The 20,308-nt window shown below is 55.7% G+C and carries 20 protein-coding genes and 1 pseudogene; 9 read left to right on the plus strand and 12 right to left on the minus strand.

Annotation, left to right across the window (positions count from 1 at the left end; all coding sequences use genetic code 11):
- Positions 1–7 precede the first annotated feature (7 nt).
- The 3 genes from GGQ73_RS07460 to hemF all read right to left on the minus strand — a co-directional run bounded on the left by GGQ73_RS07460 (position 8) and on the right by hemF (position 1,935).
- On the minus strand, positions 8–460 hold the full coding sequence (locus GGQ73_RS07460) for a hypothetical protein (RefSeq protein WP_174153651.1): 453 nt from the start codon (positions 458–460) through the stop codon (positions 8–10).
- 170 nt (positions 461–630) lie between these two features.
- A complete protein-coding gene (locus GGQ73_RS07465; protein WP_183895230.1) occupies positions 631–903 on the minus strand; it encodes a hypothetical protein in 273 nt (90 codons plus the stop codon).
- A 120-nt stretch (positions 904–1,023) separates the two neighbouring features.
- A complete protein-coding gene (hemF, locus tag GGQ73_RS07470; RefSeq protein WP_183895232.1) occupies positions 1,024–1,935 on the minus strand; it encodes an oxygen-dependent coproporphyrinogen oxidase in 912 nt (303 codons plus the stop codon).
- A 123-nt stretch (positions 1,936–2,058) separates the two neighbouring features.
- Between hemF and GGQ73_RS07475 the strand changes: the two genes are divergently transcribed.
- Positions 2,059–2,337, plus strand: coding sequence for a hypothetical protein (locus tag GGQ73_RS07475; protein WP_183895234.1), 279 nt, complete (start codon positions 2,059–2,061; stop codon positions 2,335–2,337).
- Positions 2,338–2,358: 21 nt separating this feature from the next.
- Here the strand turns inward: GGQ73_RS07475 and GGQ73_RS07480 are convergent, their stop codons facing one another.
- Positions 2,359–4,011, minus strand: coding sequence for a Na/Pi cotransporter family protein (locus tag GGQ73_RS07480; RefSeq protein ID WP_183895236.1), 1,653 nt, complete (start codon positions 4,009–4,011; stop codon positions 2,359–2,361).
- 193 nt (positions 4,012–4,204) lie between these two features.
- The gene (locus tag GGQ73_RS07485) at positions 4,205–4,666 is read right to left on the minus strand and encodes a tRNA (cytidine(34)-2'-O)-methyltransferase (RefSeq protein WP_183895238.1); all 462 of its coding nucleotides are present in this window, start codon (positions 4,664–4,666) and stop codon (positions 4,205–4,207) included.
- A gap of 405 nt (positions 4,667–5,071) precedes the next feature.
- Here GGQ73_RS07485 and GGQ73_RS07490 point away from each other — a divergent pair, with 405 nt between their 5' ends.
- The 3 genes and pseudogenes from GGQ73_RS07490 to GGQ73_RS07505 all read left to right on the plus strand — a co-directional run bounded on the left by GGQ73_RS07490 (position 5,072) and on the right by GGQ73_RS07505 (position 10,151).
- Positions 5,072–6,928 (plus strand): ABC transporter ATP-binding protein, encoded by a 1,857-nt coding sequence (locus GGQ73_RS07490; protein WP_183895240.1) that lies wholly within the window; start codon positions 5,072–5,074, stop codon positions 6,926–6,928.
- A 266-nt stretch (positions 6,929–7,194) separates the two neighbouring features.
- Positions 7,195–8,148, plus strand: a pseudogene (locus tag GGQ73_RS07500) (IS110 family RNA-guided transposase).
- A 128-nt stretch (positions 8,149–8,276) separates the two neighbouring features.
- A complete protein-coding gene (locus GGQ73_RS07505; protein ID WP_183895246.1) occupies positions 8,277–10,151 on the plus strand; it encodes an ABC transporter ATP-binding protein in 1,875 nt (624 codons plus the stop codon).
- A gap of 27 nt (positions 10,152–10,178) precedes the next feature.
- On the opposite strand, the gene GGQ73_RS07510 is transcribed toward GGQ73_RS07505, so the two are convergent.
- A complete protein-coding gene (locus GGQ73_RS07510; RefSeq protein WP_183895248.1) occupies positions 10,179–11,114 on the minus strand; it encodes an endonuclease/exonuclease/phosphatase family protein in 936 nt (311 codons plus the stop codon).
- A gap of 304 nt (positions 11,115–11,418) precedes the next feature.
- Between GGQ73_RS07510 and petA the strand changes: the two genes are divergently transcribed.
- The 5 genes from petA (at position 11,419) to GGQ73_RS07535 (ending at position 15,759) form a co-directional block, all read left to right on the plus strand.
- Positions 11,419–11,997, plus strand: coding sequence for a ubiquinol-cytochrome c reductase iron-sulfur subunit (gene petA / locus GGQ73_RS07515; RefSeq protein WP_252094079.1), 579 nt, complete (start codon positions 11,419–11,421; stop codon positions 11,995–11,997).
- Between the two features lie 13 nt (positions 11,998–12,010).
- Positions 12,011–13,294 carry a cytochrome b gene (locus GGQ73_RS07520; RefSeq protein ID WP_174153641.1) on the plus strand — a complete coding sequence of 428 codons (1,284 nt, stop codon included), beginning with the start codon at positions 12,011–12,013 and terminating at the stop codon, positions 13,292–13,294.
- 20 nt (positions 13,295–13,314) lie between these two features.
- Positions 13,315–14,202 (plus strand): cytochrome c1, encoded by an 888-nt coding sequence (locus GGQ73_RS07525; protein WP_183895252.1) that lies wholly within the window; start codon positions 13,315–13,317, stop codon positions 14,200–14,202.
- Positions 14,203–14,397: 195 nt separating this feature from the next.
- Positions 14,398–14,940, plus strand: a complete 543-nt coding sequence (locus tag GGQ73_RS07530; protein WP_174153638.1) for an adenine phosphoribosyltransferase — start codon at positions 14,398–14,400, stop codon at positions 14,938–14,940.
- Positions 14,941–15,033: 93 nt separating this feature from the next.
- Positions 15,034–15,759 (plus strand): membrane-anchored protein, encoded by a 726-nt coding sequence (locus GGQ73_RS07535; protein WP_234910917.1) that lies wholly within the window; start codon positions 15,034–15,036, stop codon positions 15,757–15,759.
- Here the strand turns inward: GGQ73_RS07535 and GGQ73_RS07540 are convergent.
- The 6 genes from GGQ73_RS07540 to GGQ73_RS07565 all read right to left on the minus strand — a co-directional run bounded on the left by GGQ73_RS07540 (position 15,756) and on the right by GGQ73_RS07565 (position 20,304).
- Positions 15,756–16,223: a hotdog family protein gene (locus GGQ73_RS07540; RefSeq protein WP_183895254.1), complete on the minus strand. Its 468-nt coding sequence runs from the start codon at positions 16,221–16,223 to the stop codon at positions 15,756–15,758. The two genes, GGQ73_RS07535 and GGQ73_RS07540, sit on opposite strands and share 4 nt — an antisense overlap.
- The gene (locus GGQ73_RS07545) at positions 16,220–16,678 is read right to left on the minus strand and encodes a MaoC family dehydratase (RefSeq protein ID WP_183895256.1); all 459 of its coding nucleotides are present in this window, start codon (positions 16,676–16,678) and stop codon (positions 16,220–16,222) included. The genes GGQ73_RS07540 and GGQ73_RS07545 overlap by 4 nt, the downstream gene beginning before the upstream one ends.
- Positions 16,679–16,832: 154 nt before the next feature.
- Positions 16,833–17,936: a redox-regulated ATPase YchF gene (gene ychF, locus GGQ73_RS07550; protein WP_174153635.1), complete on the minus strand. Its 1,104-nt coding sequence runs from the start codon at positions 17,934–17,936 to the stop codon at positions 16,833–16,835.
- A 117-nt stretch (positions 17,937–18,053) separates the two neighbouring features.
- Complete coding sequence (locus tag GGQ73_RS07555; RefSeq protein ID WP_183895258.1) at positions 18,054–18,662, minus strand: exopolysaccharide biosynthesis protein; 609 nt, start codon at positions 18,660–18,662, stop codon at positions 18,054–18,056.
- Between the two features lie 116 nt (positions 18,663–18,778).
- Positions 18,779–19,498 carry an aminoacyl-tRNA hydrolase gene (gene pth, locus GGQ73_RS07560; protein WP_183895260.1) on the minus strand — a complete coding sequence of 240 codons (720 nt, stop codon included), beginning with the start codon at positions 19,496–19,498 and terminating at the stop codon, positions 18,779–18,781.
- A gap of 89 nt (positions 19,499–19,587) precedes the next feature.
- The gene (locus GGQ73_RS07565; protein WP_183895262.1) at positions 19,588–20,304 is read right to left on the minus strand and encodes a substrate-binding periplasmic protein; all 717 of its coding nucleotides are present in this window, start codon (positions 20,302–20,304) and stop codon (positions 19,588–19,590) included.
- Positions 20,305–20,308 lie beyond the last annotated feature (4 nt).

A 20,308-nucleotide genomic window follows, 5' to 3' on the forward strand; every position in this document is an offset into this window, starting at 1 on the left:
TGCTTTGCTACGGCATCTCGATGACGAACAATTTTATACAGTCCGAACGATTTTTGATTCCGACGCCCATCTCGCCATGCCGATAGGAGCGCCAACCATAAAGATCGAATTCCTGCTTTGGTGAAGCTGACATTTTAAGGTAGAACTCTTCAGCCGAGATTTTTTTGAAACCATTGCTGGTGAACAGACTGTCAGTGATTGCTGTGGATGCGCCACACCAATTCGATTCTATTAGGCTGTCCATAAACCCCTCATCCTGAGCGCTTTGAAGACGTAACGAAGCGAACGAATGTCTCGCGCTCTCGTCCTCAATAAGGTTTAAAATATCTGACTTGGATGGCGTGGAACGAGACATTTTTGTGTTGTTCACCATACTGCCCAACACATAGGCGAAAACAATTAAAACAGACACACATACTGCGAGGAAAAGTGAACCTAGTAACAATACTTTAGTTTTCATCCAAAACCGTACCGAAGAGAGATCGATCCCTCATCCTATCTATTTTCAGCAATATTGTATGTGCAATTGAGGCCCAGCCTTCACATTTAACATTGCTGTGCAGAGCCTTTTGGACGAAAGGCTCTGCACTTACGTATAAACTGCGAGTTAGATAGATATTCGACTTCTTATCACACCGCTTCCGGAAGCGCCCAGCAATGAAAAACGGACGATGTGGCGGCGGCTGGTGCACGGGTTAGTTTGACCCTGCCACTATTTGTGTTGGCTGCTGCCTCGTTCGCCAGTCTCCGTTTGACCTGTTCGGCGTAAAAGGAGAGTGGCAGATCGCGATCCCCCACCGCCCGCATTTCGGAGGCGAGACGGTTGATCAATTCGGGGGTGGGCAGGGCCTGAGATTGACTTTTGCCAACGTCAGAGCTGGGCATGCTGTTTGAAATAATCATGATGATATCTCCTCCAGTCATCGACATCATGGAGATTACCACCGTGTTCTTTTCTGCATAAGTGCTAATTTTCCAAATCCTGCCCAAATGCATTAACGAACGTGAAACTTTTCGTGATTTCTAGGGCCAGCGCACCACAGGGGGGAGTGATGAGAGGATCGAGTCCACATTCCCGCCTGTCTTCAGACCGAAAATCGTGCCCCGGTCGTAGAGAAGATTGAACTCGACATAGCGACCACGGCGAATCAGTTGCTCGTCACGGTCTTTTTCGGTCCAAGGCTGATTGAAGTTGCTGCGCACAATTTTGGGGTAGACCAGATTGAAGGCGCGGCCGATATCCTGCACGAAGGCAAAATTGTCGTTCCAGTCGCCTTTCTCTTCATCCGGGTGTAGCCAATCGAAGAAGATGCCGCCGATGCCGCGCGGCTCGTTGCGATGCTGGAGATGGAAATATTCGTCGCACCATTGCTTGTAGCGCGGATAATCGGCCACTTTGTGCCTGTTACACGTGATTTCGAAGACACGGTGGAAGATCTGGCTATCATTGTCTTCCTGCGTGCGGCGTCGGTTGAGAACCGGTGTCAGATCCGCCCCGCCACCAAACCAATGGCTCGAGGTTACGACCATGCGCGTGTTCATGTGCACTGCGGGAACGTTCGGATTGACAGGGTGTGCGATCAGCGAAATGCCAGATGCCCAGAAGCGGGGGTCTTCTTCGGCACCGGGTATCTGCTTGCGGAACTCCTGCGAGAACTCGCCATAAACGGTGGAGGTATGGACGCCGACTTTTTCGAAAACGCGGCCCTCCATCATCGACATCTTGCCGCCGCCGCCTTCGCCATTGTCGCGCTGCCATTCCTTCTGAACGAAACGGCCGGGCGCTTGATCGGCAAGAGGTCCCTGCACGTCATTTTCGAGGTCTTCGAGCGCTGAAACAATGGTATCACGCAGACTTTCGAACCAAGCCTTGGCCTGCGCCTTCTTGTCCTCGATGTCGTCAGGCAAGCCCTTTGGCAAAACCGGCCGTTCCATATCGATCTCCTCGCGTCGAATCGTTTTGTCTCGCCCGGTTTATCAGCCACGCAGCGTGGATACAAATTGGACTCGCCAAGTCGAACTCTAAACACTACATTTTGAAACAGAGAGGTGAATGTCATGGCGAAATTTACCGGGCCACCGCCGCTAGGCGGCTTGAAGCGCAGGCTGGACGCTCATCGGCAGGATCGCGGCGCTGCCGGTGGGCGGAAAAACGACCGGCAGGGCATGTTCGTGCGCCAGACCTTTTGTCTTGCTCGGGACGAGGCGCGTGCCAAGGCGAGGGAATGGTTCGATGAATATCCCAAGGCGGCCTATTGGACGGAAGTGGAAAGCTGGCGGCCGCTGGAAGGTGACCGCATAGAGTTCACGATGCGTCGCCTCCCTTCAGCTGATTAGAAACGGGTCCTTTCACGCGCTTTAGGGTCGATTGTCCACGGCGCGCAAGCGGCTTTCGCCCAAGACGCCGCCTTGGTCCAGAATAGGATGCGCCACAGAAACGATGTGGGCATTAACGCGCTTGAGGTCGCGCAGCATGTCCAGATGTAGCGAACTGGTTTGCACACTCTGGGGCAATCCGTCACGCAAGCGTTCGATGTGCCGGCTGGACGAGCGCTTTTCCAGCCGCCGGATGTCATCCTTGATTTCCATAAGACGGCGGGCGAGATCGAAATCGCCGGTCACGAAAATACTCTGGCCGGCGCGCAGGTTCTGGATGGTCATGTCGAACAGTGTCTTCAGTTCGTCATAGCCCTCGTCCGAAAACTTGAAGCCGTTGACAATTTTCTTGCGGATCTGTTCGCAGAGACCTTTCTCAACGATATCGCCGATATGTTCGAGGTTAATGGCGTAATCGATGATCGTTATGGAGCGGTTCGCGTCGTTTTCATCCAGTCCCTTGCGGCCGAGCTGCGAGAGGTAGATTTTTACGTCCTGCTGCAACGTATCGACCCGCTTTTCCAGCGCTGCAATTTCCGCAAGCGGCGCCAGGTCGTTGTGTTTGAACGCGTTTTCGGCGCGGATCAACATTCGCTCTATTGTGTCGCCCACGACGAGGACTTCGCGTGTCGCATTGGCAAGGGCGACGACCGGCGTATCCAGCGCGCTGGCGTCAAGAAAGCGTTGGCCTTCTTCAGATTTGGTGTCTTCCGGCACAATCTTTGCCATCAGGTCGGACAGGAGACCTGAAAACGGCCATGCCAGGGCGGTCAGCACCAGATTGAAGATCAGGTGGGCGTCCACAGGTAGCATGTCTGGTGCCAGGGGCAACTGTTGAAGCACCGCAGCACCAAAGCCCGCCAAGGGCAAAGCGATGAGGCAGCCTACCGTGCGCACGACCAGATTGCCAATGGTGATACGGCGAGCCGCAGCCGGCGCTGAAAGCGTTGTAACGACCGGCGGGATCGCGCCGCCGAGATTGGCACCGAGAATGAGGACGATGATCAGCCCTGTTGAAAGAATGCCGGCAGAGGCGAGCGACAGGATCAGCACCACGACGGCAAGGCTGGAGGAGGAAACGAAGGCCAAGGCTGCCGACAAAAGAAGTGCCACAGGCCATGCTTCATCCAGCAGCCCGATAAACGCGCCGAGCGCGGGCGAATCCCGCATGGGTTCTGTTGCGGCACTCAACAGATGTAACGACAGCAACATCAGGCCGACGCCCACCAGGGCCGTCCCGCCACCTTGCCGGCCACTGGACGCACCTTTGCGGATGATCAGACCCGTGAGAATGAGCATAGGCGACAACCAGGCGACGCCGGTTGCAAAAATCCAGGCGGTGACGGCAGTTCCAATATTGGCGCCGAGAAGCACCACCTGCGCCATGCGCGGACGTATGAGATCGCGCTCTGCGAAAGACGCGACAGTCAGTGCGGTGGCGGTGGAGCTCTGCAGCGCAATGGTTGCGAGAAAACCAGACAGCAGAGAGCGGGAGCCGCTTTTCGTGCCTGTTGCCAACACAGTTCTGAGCTTGACGCCGAATGCCCGCGTGACGCCGTCCTTGACTTGCGCAAGACCAAAAAGCAGGAGCGCGACAGCGCCCAGCAAGTTGACGATGATGATGGTGGATTGCATGCGTGTTCACCCTCCTTCCGTCAGTCTTGATCGTGAACGCCTTGCCTTGCCCGAAACCGATCTAGCTTTCGGACGACATGCTGCGCGGAAAGTTTTCGGAGGTAGGAATCTTTAGTTGGCTAATAAATATAAGATCGAAACACCCCTTCGTACAGGGCTGATTGCGACATTTTGGCGTGAAATGGCGATGGATCTAGCGCCAGGCGGTTTGTCTCAAAGCCTCGCCTGCCATCATCGCGGCAGACATGGCGACGTTGATGGAGCGTTGTCCCTCCCTCATGGGAATGATCAGTCGCTCATCGGCTTTTTCGTGGACATGATCCGGTACACCAGCGCTCTCGCGGCCAAAAAGCAGAACGTCGTCATCGCGGTAGGTTATGTCGGTATAGGGCAGTGCTGCCTTGGTCGAGGCAAGGAGCAATCTGCGGCCAGTGGATGTGCGCCATTCCTCAAAGCGCTCCCAATTCACGTGGCGGGTCAGTGACGCCGTGGTGAGATAGTCCATTCCCGCTCGCTTCAGATTGCGGTCGGAAATATCGAAGCCAGCGGGCTCAATGATATCGACACCGATGCCCAGGCAGGCCGCCAGCCGGAGAATTGTTCCCGTGTTTCCGGGGATGTCGGGTTGGTAGAGCGCAATCCTGATATCGGGCATGGTCATGTCTTTCGCGACGTTGCTGACGGGGTCTATCACGACTGTCAATGCTAGAACAAGCGAACGGCATAAACCTTGGGCTGTTGTTTTGCGGATACACTCGCGTTTTACGATTTTCGTTGCGGCGGCAAAAATGGTTTGGTGCTGGTCAATGCTGACTTTTCGAGCTACAAGAACGCGTCTTTAACACCAGCTTCGGAGGTTCAGATGAATATGCTTGTTCGATATCGCCTCCCGGCCCTTGTAACGGTCCTGCAGGCTTAGGTGTTTTTGCGGTTGACCCGCTTTTCCATCTCAATTCGTCATGTGGCTGTCGCGGCCATATCCATCTTATTCCCGTGGTGGCCGTAGGCGTTTTCTGCCCGCATGCTTCTCTCTCGGGATCATTATATCCGGAGCTTGGCCATGTTCGGCTGGTTTGAAAAACGTCTCGACCCATTCCCTGCAGCCACGCCTGTCGTGCCGCCCGACAGGCTGTTGCCGTTCATGTGGCACTATGTCAAACCCGCCGCCCCCTGGTTGCTGCTGCTTGGTCTGATGTCGATGGGAATCGCGGTTGCGGAAGTGATGCTCTATCAGTTCCTCGGCAATATCGTTGATTGGCTGTCGTCTGCCAACCGGGAAACGTTTCTGCACGACGAGGGCTGGCGTCTGATCATGATGGCGGCAATCCTGCTGGTGGCTTTGCCGTTGATGGGCGCGCTCCACACGATGACGATGCACCAGACGCTGGCTGGAAACTTCGGCATGATCGCCCGCTGGCATATGCACCGCTTCCTGTTGCGCCATTCCATGACCTTCTTTGCCAACGAATTCGCCGGTCGCGTTTCCACCAAGGTCATGCAGACGGCGCTCTCCATTCGTGAAGTGGCCCTGAAAATCATCGACGTTTTCGTCTATGCCATCAGCTTCGTGTTCTCGATGCTGTTCATGGTAGCTGCAGCCGACTGGCGGCTGGTCATTCCGCTTCTTGTCTGGCTTTCAATCTATATCGCGATTCTGACCTATTTCGTGCCGAAGCTCGGGCGCCTCGCCAGCGAGCAGGCGGATGCGCGCTCCTTGATGACGGGTCGCATCGTGGACAGCTATACCAACATCGCCACCATCAAGCTGTTTTCTCATGCGGGCCGCGAAGAAGTCTATGCACGTGAAGGTATGAATGTGTTTCTGGACACCGTTCACCGACAGATGCGCAAGATTTCCGCGTTCAACATCGCCATCGATATCAACAACGTGGTGGTCATCTTCTCTACAGCGTCGCTTGGCCTTTATTTCTGGCTGACCGGCTCGGTCACGGTCGGTGCACTGGCTGTCGCCATCGGTCTCTCAATGCGTGTCAACGGCATGTCGCAGTGGATCATGTGGGAAGTTACGTCGCTGTTTGAAAATATCGGTACGGTCTATGACGGGATGAGCATGATGACCAAGCCGCATGACATCCTTGACGAGCCCAATGCGCCAGCACTGTCCGCGCCCAAGGGTGAGATACATTTCGACGACATCCGTTTCTACTACGGCAGGAACAAGGGTGTCATCGAAGGCCTGTCATTGCATATCAGGCCGGGCGAAAAAATCGGACTTGTCGGCCGTTCGGGTGCGGGCAAGACGACGCTGATGAACCTTTTGCTGCGGTTTTACGATCTCGAATCCGGAAAAATTCGCATCGACGGACAGGATATCTCGACCGTCTCGCAGGATAGCCTGCGCTCGCTGATCGGCGTGGTGACGCAGGATACCTCGCTGCTCCACCGCACCATCCGCGATAACATCGCTTATGGGCACCCCGGTGCGACAGATGAAGAGATCATTGCAGCGGCAAAGCGTGCCAATGCCTGGGACTTCATTGAAACATTGGTGGACATGCATGGCGGTATCGGGCTGGATGCACAGGTCGGCGAGCGCGGCGTCAAGCTGTCCGGCGGCCAACGTCAACGTATCTCAATCGCCCGTGTATTCCTGAAAAACGCTCCGATCCTGATCCTTGATGAGGCAACGTCTGCCTTGGACTCCGAGGTCGAGGCCGCGATTCAGGAAAATCTGTTCGCGCTTATGGAGGGCAAGACCGTCATCGCGATCGCACACCGACTTTCCACGCTAACGGAGATGGACCGTCTGATTGTCCTCGACATGGGCAAGATCGTTGAGGCCGGCACGCATGGAGAGTTGGTGGAGAAGGGCGGTATTTACGCTGATCTGTGGCTGCGCCAGTCGGGCGGATTCATTGCGGATGAGGAGCAGGATATGAAGGTGGCCGGAGAATAAAACAGACTCTCGTGATCGTGGCAGGAAGACGGAGGGCCTGTATTCGAAAGAATGCAGGCTTATACATTACAAGGCCGGTGCATTTGTTATGATGCACCGGCCTCGTTTGTCATTGGGTGGTTGCAACACCGCGATGACTGCGCAAAGCGGTTGATCCTTGCGGGCCTGAACTTTCGTTCGTAAAAAAGCAGAACCCTTTGCGCATTTCGAGGTTTCGTCGAACCGTTGAGAGAGCTTCGCGCTCGCGTATAAGGGAGACTTGCCTCATGTCCTATACTAACCGTTTTATCGGCATCGACATATCGAAATCCTCGTTCGACATCTGCGTGCTTCCCGAGAACAATTCGGCAAGCTTTTCCAACGATGTCTGCGGCATTGCCCGGTTTCTTGCCTTTGTTGCTCAACTGGATAACGTCGCCCGTCTGGTTTTGGAACCGACTGGCGGGTACTAGCGCCCCGTCGTGGATGCCCTGCTGGCTGCTCATCTGCCGGTGGCAAGGGTGAATGCCAAACAGATCAGACAATTTGCACGTGCCTGCGGCCAGCTTTCCAAGACAGACAGGATCGACGCCTTCGTTCTGGCGGACTACGCCAAGCGCACGGAAACGCAAGTTCTCACTCCATCTTCGCCAGCTCAAATAGCGCTGGTCGATCTGGTTTCGCGTTACAAGCAGGTATCGCACATGATCGTGCAGGAAAAGAACCGGCGAGAGAAGCTGCATAATCGAGGCGAAAGCAGAACCAGGGCATGGATCGAGGAAACGTTGGCATTCCTGCTGCAACAGCGCCAGTCGGTAGTCGACGCCATGGAAGCCTGCCTAAGGTCGGACAAAGATCTTGCCGACAAGGCGCAAGTTCTCACCTCGCTCAAGGGCATCGGAATGCGCACCGCATGTGTCCTGATCGCCGGGCTTCCTGAACTCGGACTGTTGGACAAAGGGCAAATCGCAAAGCTCGTCGGCGTCGCACCGATGAATCGCGACAGCGGACTGATGCGTGGAAAACGGATGATCGCAGGCGGGAGAAAACCGGTAAGGGATGCGCTTTACATTGCAGCACTACCGGCCATACGCTTCGACCCCAACATGAAAGCCATATTTGACCGACTGAAAGCCAAAGGCAAACCCGGAAAGGTTGCTCTCGTCGCGGTCATGCGCAGGATGATCATAATCCTCAATGCAAGAATGCGGGATTATCGAGCAACGGTGCTTGACCCATAACACCGTTGCTTTTTTACATTAAGCAAATAGGCGGGAATGTTTCCTGCCTATTTTTTGTCTGGTTGCATTACCAAAATATAATCCACCATCTTCTTTGCGCCCCTCTGGAATCCGCCTATACCCGAAGCATGATCATCACCCGTATTTTTCGCTATTTCGAAACCTGGATCGAGCCCTTTGCCCGCAGGGACGATCTGCGTCCGCCGGAAAATACCCTTGCGTTCATCTGGTTTTATCTCAGGCAAGCCAAAACGCCGTTCTTCGCCATGCTGATTCTAGGCGGGCTGACGGCGGCTATCGAGGCGGCGCTGTTCTGGTTCGTCGGGCGGCTGGTGGATATTCTGGCGACCGTCAAGCCGGGCGAGGGCTGGGCCGGGCTGATTGCCGGGCACGGTTACGAGCTGATCGGTATGCTGTTTCTGATCGCCGTCGTGCGGTTCATCGTCACCATGGCGACGGCGCTGGTCGATCAGCAGGTCATCACGCCCGGCTTCTACAATCTCGTGCGCTGGCAGTCCTACATGCATGTGGCGCGGCAGTCCCTGACCTTCTTCCAGAATGATTTTTCCGGCCGTATCGTCACCAAGGTCTGGTCGGGCGGGCAGGCCGCAGGCGATCTCGTGACGTCGCTGATGGAGAGCGTCTGGTTCGTCGGCATTTACTCGGTGTCGATGCTGTTTTTGATCGGGGGGCTCGATTGGCGTCTGGCTGTTGTGGTCATCGTCTGGGTTGGGATATTTTCCATGCTGGCGCGTTACTTCGTGCCGCGTATCCGGAAGCACTCAAAAGAGACGGCTGAAGCTGCTTCCATGTTGTCTGGCCGTATGGTCGACGCCTATAGCAACATCCAGACGCTGCGTCTGTTTGGACGCGACGATGCCAATGATCGCTACATGCGCGATGGTTTCGATACGTTTCAAAGCAAGACCATGATGTTCACGCGATTCATCACCGGCGTGCGGACCTCGATGGCACTGCTGTCCGGCATCATGATTACATCAATGGCGGCATTGTGTATCGATCTCTGGCTTTCCGGCCGGATCAGCTCCGGCGCCGTTGCATTTACGCTGGCGCTGGTTCTCCGCCTGAATTTCCTGTTGGGCCGCCTGATGACTCAGTTCAACGGCATCATGCGCAATTTTGGCACCGTGCAGAATGCCGCAGAACTGATTTCCAAACCTGTCGATCTCGTCGATGTGGCTGACGCACCCCCACTGATCGTAGCCAAGCCCGGCGTGCGCTACGACAATGTCAGCTTTCACTACGGGCGCAGCAAGGGTGTCATCGATCATATCAGCCTCGATATCGCGCCCGGTGAAAAGGTCGGCATTGTGGGCCGCTCTGGCGCGGGCAAATCCACGCTCGTCAATCTGCTGCTACGTTTCTATGATGTCGAGAAGGGCCGTATCCTCATCGATGGGCAGGATATTGCCAAAGTCAGTCAGGAAACGCTTCGCGCTCATATTGGCATGGTCACGCAGGATACCTCGCTGCTGCACCGCTCCATTCGCGATAACATCATGTTTGGACGCATGGATGCCACCGAGGAGCAATTGCTTGCGGCGATCAGGCGCGCCAAGGCCGATGACTTCATTGAACGTCTCGAGGACCAGCGCGGTCGAAAAGGGTTGGATGCGCATGTGGGGGAGCGCGGTGTGAAACTCTCCGGCGGCCAGCGTCAACGCATTGCGATCGCCCGCGTGATGTTGAAAGACGCGCCCATCTTGGTGCTGGATGAAGCGACCTCGGCGCTCGATTCCGAGGTGGAGGCCGCCATCCAGAGCAATCTGGATGAATTGATGCGCGGCAAGACGGTTCTGGCCATCGCCCACCGCCTTTCCACCATCGCTGCGCTCGACCGCTTGATCGTGATGGATGCCGGGCGGATCGTGGAGGAGGGCACTCACAGAGAACTCGTGACCAGTGGGGGACTTTATTCGGAACTTTGGACGCGACAGTCGGGCGGATTTTTATCGGATAACGACGCAGCGCTTCCGGCTTAGAGCATTTCCATTTAACAAGGAAACGCTCTAAGGCGTGGCAATCGCGAAGTCGGCCACCAGCCCGTAGTGATTGGAACCGAGGCTATCTGGCAAACGGTCCAGTTTCATCAATGTCGCTGGTTGCCTGGCAAAGATATGGTCGATGGCGATGCCGAATTGCCCGGCCCCGGTGGGCCATGTGGCTGGTTCCCACTGGGCTTTTTTCAGGTCGGTTGCCAGCAAAAAATCTCCCATATCAGGCGCGATGCTGGCCGAATTGAAATCACCGCCGAGAATCAAAGGGCCTGAAACGGATGAAATCGCCGATCGGATGCGACTGAGCTCATTGCGGTGATATTCATCGAAATATGGCTTGGCCAGGTGGGCGGCGGCGAGTGTCAGCTCCTGCCCGTCAAGGTTTATCGTGGCCATAGCGAAGCGTTCGCGGCTGACATAGCTCAGACTTCCGATGCGGGCATTCTCAAGCGGGCGTTTCGACAGGATCAGAAGATCGCAGGATTGGACGCCCTGGCCGCAGCCAAGGCGGTGAGGATAGGTTTGGCTAAGGCGGGGCAAAACGCTCGTCAACGCCGCTGCCTCCATCACATAGGCAACATCAGCTTTCGATGCCACGATCGTATCGGCAATTGATTCGGCGTTGCGCCCGTTTTCCATCAGGACATTGAACGACAACAGCCGGAACGGTTTGGCGCCTTGCGGTGCATAAGCTTGGGTAACGAATTCCCGATGCATGTAAAGGGCGTGTGCGCTGAGCACGAAAGCCCATGCCAATAGCATGATGAAGATGCGGGAGCGTAGGACAACGAGGCACATTAACGCAAAAAGTGCCGCCAACACCGCGATATGAAGTTGGAAACTGTTGACGAAGGCCAAAAGCCAAAAATCAGAGATATAACGAATGCTGATCACGCTGAGCGCCAGCACAAGCGCAGAGGCGGCGACACAGGTGAGCCTAGCTTTCAAATCAAAACCTCGTTTACCGGCTCTCTCTGATTCTGATTATCACGGGTCATTTGCCTGCACAATGTTGCAGGATGGACAGCAGCATCGGAAAAGGCGGAGAAAAATGCTCCACAAGGCAGAATTACGGCAGCTTTGTGTGCTTTCCTCTTGCCAAGGTCCGCCATATTTTGCGATCAAGCAGAATAGGCGCGATTTAATGTCGCGCACTGACCGGGACACGGGGGATCGAGTTTGTCCTGGATCAAAACAGAGCTGGAGGACTCATGCGACTTTCAACGAAATCAGCGCAGAGGATGGTGTAGCGGTGAGTGAGCACGTAAATGATCATGACGCGACAGGTGAGCCCACCCGTCGCGACTTTCTTTATCTGGTGACCGGTATGGCCGGTGTGGTCGGCGCAGGTGCTGCCGTCTGGCCGTTCATCGATCAGATGCGCCCCGACGCATCCACCCTGGCGCTCGCATCGATCGAAGTGAATGTGGCAAGCGTTGAGCCGGGCATGTCGCTGACCGTGAAGTGGCGCGGCAAGCCGATCTTTATTCGCAACCGTACGCCCAAAGAGCTGGAAGAAGCCAACGCCGTTCCGTTGGCCGATCTGAAGGATCCCGTCGCGCGCAATGCCAATCTCGATGCCGCAGCCCAGGCGACCGATATCGACCGTTCTGCGGGCAAGGGTAAGGAAAACTGGATCGTCATGGTTGGGTCCTGCACCCATCTGGGTTGTGTTCCCCTGGGTCAGGCGGGCGATTTCGGCGGCTGGTTCTGTCCCTGCCATGGCTCGCACTACGATACGGCGGGCCGAATACGCAAAGGTCCGGCGCCGGAAAACCTGCATATTCCGACCTTCGCATTTACATCCGATACCGTGATCAAGATCGGATAAGGGGACATTTGAAATGAGTGGTCATTCCAGTTACCAGCCCTCGACCGGTATCGAAAGATGGGTCGATTCCCGCCTGCCTCTGCCACGTATGGTCTATGACAGCTTCATAGCCTATCCGGTGCCGCGCAACCTGAACTATGCCTACACCTTTGGCGCCATGCTTGCCGTCATGTTGATCGTGCAAATTCTGACCGGCGTCGTGCTGGCCATGCATTATGCCGCTGAAACGACGGTGGCTTTCAATTCCGTCGAAAAGATCATGCGTGACGTGAACCATGGCTGGCTGCTGCGCTATATGCATGCCAACGGTGCGTCGTTCTTCTTCGTCGCTGTTTATCTGCACATTGCCCGTGGCCTCTATTACGGCTCCTACAAGGCTCCGCGTGAAATTCTCTGGATCCTCGGCTGCATCATCTTCCTTTTGATGATGGCGACCGGTTTCATGGGTTACGTTCTGCCCTGGGGCCAGATGTCTTTCTGGGGTGCAACCGTCATCACCGGCTTTTTCACGGCGTTTCCAGGTGTGGGCGAGTGGATTCAGCAGTTCCTGCTCGGCGGCTTTGCCGTCGACCAGCCGACCCTGAACCGCTTCTTCGCGCTTCACTACCTTCTGCCCTTCATGATCGTTGGTGTCGTCATTCTTCATATCTGGGCACTGCACGTGACGGGCCAGACCAACCCAACGGGTGTTGAAGTGAAGACGAAGACGGACACCGTTCCGTTCACGCCCTATGCGACGTTGAAAGATGCGCTCGGAATTTCCGTCTTCCTGCTGGTTTATGCATACTTCGTCTTCTACATGCCCAACTTCCTCGGCCATCCTGATAACTACATCATGGCGGATGCCCTGAAGACACCGGCGCATATCGTTCCGGAATGGTACTTCCTGCCGTTCTACGCCATGCTGCGTGCCATCACGTTCAACGTCGGCCCGATCGATTCCAAGCTCGGTGGCGTCCTGGTGATGTTTGGTGCCATCGTCGTCTTGTTCTTCCTGCCTTGGCTGGATACGTCGAAGGTTCGCTCGGCCGTCTACCGTCCTTGGTACAAGATGTTCTTCTGGGTCTTCGTGGTGAATTCCATCATGCTCGGCTGGTTGGGTTCGCGCCCTGCAGAAGGTACGTATGTCACCCTTTCGCAAATCGGCACGGTTTACTACTTCGGCTTCTTCCTCATCATCATGCCGCTTCTCGGCCTGTTCGAGACGCCGAGGCGTATTCCCAATTCGATCACCGAAGCTGTTCTCGAAAAGAACGGCAAGTCTGCCGCCGCTCCTGCGGCTGCGGTGAAAATATGAGTGCGAGAGGGACGATTACAATGAGAAAGTTTGTAACGAGCATCGCGCTTATCGCTGCCATGGGTGGTTTTTCCTCTGCGGTTACTGCCGCAGAAGAAAGCCATGATCTGAAGGCACAGACCGAACATGCGATTGCGGGCGGGCATTTCCCGATCCTCAAGCCGCATGAGGAAGACTGGTCCTTTGCCGGTCCTTTCGGAACGTACGACAAAGCCCAGCTTCAGCGTGGATTAAAAGTCTACAAGGAAGTCTGTTCCGCCTGCCACTCCATGAACCTCGTGTCCTTCCGCACGCTGGAAGGTCTTGGCTACTCGGAGGGTCAGGTCAAAGCCTTTGCTGCCGAATATGAAGTGCAGGATGGCCCGAATGCCGATGGCGAGATGTTCACGCGCAAAGCCGTCCCATCCGACCATTTCCCATCGCCTTACCCGAACAAGGAAGCGGCAGCCGCGTCCAACGGTGGCGCTGCGCCGCCCGACATGTCGCTGCTTGCGAAGGCACGCGGTGTGGAGCGCGGTTTTCCGCAGTTCATCTTCGACATGATTCCGTTTGTTGGCGGCTATCAGGAAGGTGGACCGGACTATATTCATGCTCTTCTGACCGGCTATCAGAACGCGCCTGAGGGCATCGAAGTGGCGGAAGGAACGCATTTCAATCCGTATTTCGGCAGCGCTATCGCACTCAAGATGGCACCACCGATCAGCAATGATCAGGTGACCTACGACGACGGTACCCCGCAGACGCTGGACCAGTATTCGCAGGACGTCTCCGCATTCCTGATGTGGGCGGCAGAGCCACATCTCGAAGAGCGCAAACGCACCGGTTTCATGGTCATGGTGTTTCTCTTTATCTTCACGGTCCTGATCTACCTGACCAAGAAGTCCGTGTACTCCAGAAAAGAGCACTGATCTCCTTCATCGTTGCTTTCAGCGTCAGCCCTCTCGGTTTATCCGGGAGGGCTTTCTGTTTTGGCGCGCAGAGTTGTGGAAAGGGTGAGATGATTGATGGTGCTTTTGGACACGTCGCTATTTTGTGTTTGTCTGTCGTCGTTGAATTGATAAGGTCCCGCGAAACCAGATCCATCAAGAACCATCGGAAATTCAATGACCGTCATCGCTTCGGAGCTCGCCGCTGCCATCCGCTCCATCAACGACTATCCAAAGCCGGGGATCATTTTTCGGGATATCACCACGCTTCTCGGCAATCCCCGTGCGTTCCGCCGTGCTGTTGATGAATTGGTTCAGCCCTATGCGGGGACGAAGATCGACAAGATTGCGGGCATGGAAGCACGCGGTTTCATCTTAGGCGGTGCAGTCGCGCACCAGCTTTCTGCCGGTTTCGTGCCGATCCGCAAGAAGGGCAAGCTTCCGCACACCACGGTGCGGGTTGCCTACAGCCTCGAATATGGCGTCGACGAGATGGAAATGCATGTGGACGCCGTCCAGCCGGGCGAGAAGGTCATTCTCGTGGACGATCTGATCGCAACCGGCGGTACGGCCGAAGGTGCTGTTAAACTTTTGCGCCAGATGGGTGCGGATATCGTATCCGCATGTTTTGTGATCGACCTGCCGGATTTGGGAGGCCGCAAGAAGCTGGAAGATTTGGGCGTGGAGGTGCGCACACTCGTGGAGTTTTCCGGGCACTAGGTCCGGTGGTTTCCAGATTGGCAGAATGTGCCTCCGTCCCGTGAGGCTTTTCCTTCGATGCGCATGATAGAGGTCCTCCCTTTGCAGAAGCTCATGGATTTTAAGACATGGCTGTTTCGATACTTGAAATTCGTCGTGGTGCGACCGAAGCCTTGGAGCGACGCCAGCATAAAGGGACGTAGGGTCGTTGTTGTCGGCTCTGCCCCCAACTCCGCCAAGCCTTTCGACTTTGATGAGTCCTACATGCTCATCTCCGTCAACGCATCGCAGATCGTCGCGAAGAACTGGGGTGTGACCAAGCCTGACATCACCTTGATCATGTTCCATCAGATCGAGGGTAACTCAACGAATGCGAAGGAAGTCCGGCGTCTGCTGAAGGGTGAAAGAACGGGCCACCTCTGCATGCTTTTGTGGCGGCATGATTTGGAGCGGTTGAAACAAGGGCTACGACGCATCGGCTTCGGCTACGATAAGCTGACGATGGTCGATCGGTTAAGCCGCGTCGCTTTGGTGCGTGCCGTGACGGGAAAGCTGAATTTTGAAATCACCCCGGAATCGAAATATTCGAATGGCGTCATTGCCGTCATGCTGGCGCTTCACAGTGGCGCGGAGCGTGTCGTTATCTCAGGTATCAATCCGGCATCGACTGGCCACATCTATAATGGCGAGAACCTGCACCGCAAGCACAGCGGTCCTGATCTTGACGCCTTGAAGCAGATGCAGCAGGCGGGGTTGCCGGTTTATACAGCCGATCCTGCCGTAGCAGCCGCAACAGGGTTGACGCTTTGGCAAAGTGAAGATGTCCCGGATGGGGTTTAATCGAATTCCAGGACATTGCTCTCAAACGTCACGACCGGCTTTCCGTGCTGATTAACCCCTTCATTGAAGGTCGTATTCATACGGAGACCCGGACGGGAGGCAAGGGGGCGTGATGCGAGCATCGTCGCGAAATAGGTTACGTCGTCACCGGCATAGACTGGATGCAGCCATTTGAGATTGCGAAAGCCGGGTGAGGGGCCCAGTTTTGGCGGTACCGCACCTTCTGATGTCAGCCGAGTAACTTCTTTTGCCCAATAGGCCAGAAAGCATTTCATCCACGATGCACTCGTCTGCCACCCGGATGCGCAGAGACCTTCAAACACAGAATTTTTTGCAGTATCTCCACTGAGATGGAAGGGCTGCGGATCGAATTTTTCGGCGTAGCTGATGATGGATTCAGCCGAGAAATGAACGGTGCCGAGTTGAAGCCTGACGTCGATGGGGTAGAGGTCAACAAATTTCATGACGACACCCATTCGCTTAACGTTGCAAACATGACATTCAACTCGGCGATGAACACAGTTTCCCCACGCTGGTTTTGCAATTCGTGATGCAGCTTGATGATCCCCAGACCCGGCCGTGATGCTGATATCCGCTGTTCGACCACTGTCGATGTGCCGCTCAGCGTATCGCCCGCGAGAACCGGCTTCTTCCAATCGACAAAATCGACCCCCAGCCCGGCCTGTGACGGCGCCTGATTTATGTAGCTGTCCACCGCCATGCGCATCATCATGGCGCATGTGTGCCATCCGGACGCAGCCAATCCGCCCAGAATACTGGCTTTTCCAGCTTCTTCGGAAAGGTGCATGGGCTGGGGATCGAATTCGGATGCGAACTCGATGATCTCGTCTGCGCTGACGGTTTTAAGCCCCAGCGGGAAACGTCTCCCTGGCGTGAAATCCTCGAAGCTGTATGTCACTGGCGAACTCCTCCTTCGCTGGCATGGATGATCTTAGCGTCACTCTATCTTTTACGTAAAGGTAAAAAGTGAAGTTGGGAACGTCGAAAATGGGCAGCCTGAAGACAAAAGGCCCGCGACGAGGCGCGGGCCGGTTTTCGCGTATGACTTGGCTTTAGGTGTTGAAACGGAAATGGATCACGTCGCCATCATGCACGACATATTCCTTGCCTTCATCCCGACCCTTGCCAGCTTCCTTGGCGCCGACTTCGCCTCTGCAGGCCACATAGTCGTCATAGGCTATGGTGAAGGCGCGGATGAAGCCGCGTTCGAAGTCCGTGTGGATCACGCCGGCAGCGCCCGGCGCCTTGGTGCCGCGCACGATGGTCCAGGCGCGTGTTTCCTTGGGGCCGACGGTGAAGTAGGTGATGAGGTCAAGCAACTGATAACCTGCACGAATGAGGCGGTCGAGACCCGCTTCTTCCAGGCCGAGAGCGGAGAGGAACTCCTTGGATTCTTCCTCAGGCAGTTGCGCGACTTCGGACTCGATGGCGGCGGAAATGATGACGCATTCCGCACCCTGAGCCTTCGCCATCTCGGCGACGGCCTTGGTGTGTTCGTTGCCATCGACAGCGTCGGCTTCCGCCACGTTGCACACGTAAAGCACCGGGTGCGAGGTCAAAAGGTTGAGACCCTTCAGGACTTCGATCTCGTCGTTGGCTAGCGTTTTTAGCAGCAGGCGAGCGGGCTTGCCATCGTTCAGAAGCTTGATGACCGCTTCCATGACCGGCAGTTGCGCTAGCGAGTCCTTGTCTTTTGAAGATGCGCGCTTGCGGGTCTGCTCAACGCGGCGCTCAAGGCTCTCGAGATCGGCGAGCATCAGCTCGGTTTCGATGGTGTCAGCATCGCCGACAGGGTTGATGCGCCCTTCGACATGAGTGATGTCATCGTCTTCGAAGCAACGCAGAACATGAACAACGGCATCGACTTCACGAATGTTGGCAAGAAACTTGTTGCCCAGACCTTCGCCCTTGGACGCGCCACGCACCAGACCGGCGATATCCACGAAGGAAATACGGGTCGGGATGATTTCCTTGGATCCGGCAATGTCGGCCAGTACCTTCATGCGCGGGTCGGGCACGGCAACTTCGCCGGTGTTCGGCTCAATCGTACAGAAGGGATAGTTCGCAGCCTGGGCCGCCGCCGTCTTCGTCAGCGCATTGAAGAGTGTGGACTTGCCGACGTTTGGCAGACCGACGATACCGCATTTAAAGCCCATGGCTTGAACCTGTCTTTTGTTTTCTCAAGAATTCCATTCGTCAGCCTTTTGCGGAAAGGGCAGGGCGAGGTCAAGCCTTGATGCTGAAAACCCTAAGGATTCGCTGCAAAAGCGCGTTTATACGGCCGGTTGGCCAAAGCCCAACCATCCAGAAACCAACGCCCAGCCGCCGTAGATGATGGCGCCGCTGGTCAAGACGGAGAGGATGGCGAGCAGGAGCCCGGTCAGCACCGCCATGTCGTCGCGTTGCGCCAGCCCAAGAGCGATGACCAGCACGGCTAGTCCGGGAAGCATGTTGCCGAAAGGAATGGGCAGTGCGATAAGAACAGCCATCAGAAAAATGACGATGCCGATGGAAACCTGTCCCATATATCTGGACAGCACATGGCCGCGGGGGCGGAGCAACGCCTCAAGCTTGGCAAGACGCGGTGCGGCTTTGTCCGCTGTCATCTGAATAATGGCACGAGATACGGACAGGCGACCTAGAAAGCGCGGCAGTACGAGGCGCCGCGCACCGAAAATGATCTGGAGCGACAAAATGGCAAGCGCTGTTCCAAAGATCATACCTGCTGGAATGCCGGGCGTTGGGACGATGGCAGGGATGGCAAACACGACCAGCACAAAAGCAATCGCCTGATCACCAAGTTTGTCGAGCAGGCCCTCCAGCGTGATCTTTTCGGGCAACCCATCCGGCAGTCGTCGCAAGGCCGCCGCCATGGTCTCCATTGGCGGGTCGTTATTCATGCGGAAGGGCGCGAATAAAGGAGGCTATTGTCTTCATGGAGGAGAGATGGTGATGGCTTTGCAGGTTTCAAGTCGCACGATGCGCGGTTGGCTTGTTGCTAATCCTTTTTCGGCGCGAACATGCGCTTCAGCATCTCGGCCATGGGTCCGGTTTTCGGCAGCTTCTTCGGTTGAGCGGAATTGCGGGCTTGGTGAATGTGGGATTTGGCGGCGGGTTTTGCGGCTGAGGCTTCTTTCTTCTCCTCGGTCTTCACGCCGACAGCGAGCGCAAGCTTGTTCATCAATTGCGAATCCTCGCCTTTCACGAGCATCTCGGCATTGTCAGCGATGGCGTCGATCAAAGGGTCTAGCCACACCTTGTCGGATTTGGCGAAGTCGCCCAGCACGTGGCCGTTGACCCGCTCCTTATCACCGGGGTGGCCGATGCCCAGTCGCAGGCGCCGGTAGTCCTTGCCACAATGGGCGTCGATCGATTTGAGCCCATTGTGACCACCGTGGCCTCCGCCCACCTTGATCCGCGCTCGGCCCGCGACCAGATCAAGCTCATCGTGAATGGCGATGATGTCCGAGATTTTCACCTTGTAGAAGCGCATGGCCTCGCCCACGGCTTCGCCTGACAGGTTCATAAATGTCTGCGGCTTCATCAACAGCACTTTTTCGCCAGCGATCTCTCCTTCGGATATCGCTGCCTTGAACTTTTTTGACCAAGGTGAAAAGGATGGCGTTCGTTGCAGCGCATCGACAACCATGAAGCCAATATTGTGGCGGTTGAACGCATATTGCGTGCCGGGATTGCCAAGGCCTACAAGGATGATCATGAAGGTGTTCGCCTGGGTTCGATTTCACGTTGACCTTCACCACCTAAAAAAGCGACGGGTGTCAACGATTTTGTCTTAATCGAGCCATGCTAGTTACGAATGACAAGGCCATATTTCTCGTAGATCTTGCGCTGTGTTCCGTCAGCGATCATCCCGTTCAGGATGCTTTGCATCTGGTTGATCAGGCTGTCGGGTATGGATGGGTTGCAGGCCATGCCCAGCGACTGGTGGGCAAGAACGGCGACCTCTACCAAATCTTCTCCCGACAACGTGTTGAGCGCGCTTTCAGACATCGGCATCATATCGATGCGACCCGCCTTTAGTCTCGCATGGGTCGTTTCGAAATCTGCACTCAGTTCGATTCGCGGGAACTTCATCGATTTCAGGAGTGTTTCGGTGTAGTCGTTCCTTTGGGTGCCGACCGAATACCGTTTCGCATCCTCAATATTTTTTACGTCAAGATGTGCACTACGTCGTGCGACCAGGACGTTTCTATCCGTGTGGATGGGTGATACCCACTTGAATTTTGTTTCACGTTCTGGTGTGCGTGCAGCGGCTACGACACAATAGGCTGGTGTCGTTTCAGCAAGTGCGACGGCGCGTGCCCAGGGCAGGATTTTTGCATCATAGTCGATACCCGCGCGCTCGAAGATGATTTTCAACTGGTCCATGTAGACGCCCGTTGGCATGCCATCGCTGCCACGGATGTTGTAGGGCGGGTATTCCTCGGTCGATACGTGGAGTTGGGCGGCATTCAGTGGAAGGGCTATCAAAAAAGCCAGCAATAGTCCCGTTATCCGTCGCATGATC

Origin of the sequence: Rhizobium skierniewicense (assembly GCF_014196515.1) — a bacterium.
Lineage (GTDB): Bacteria > Pseudomonadota > Alphaproteobacteria > Rhizobiales > Rhizobiaceae > Agrobacterium > Agrobacterium skierniewicense.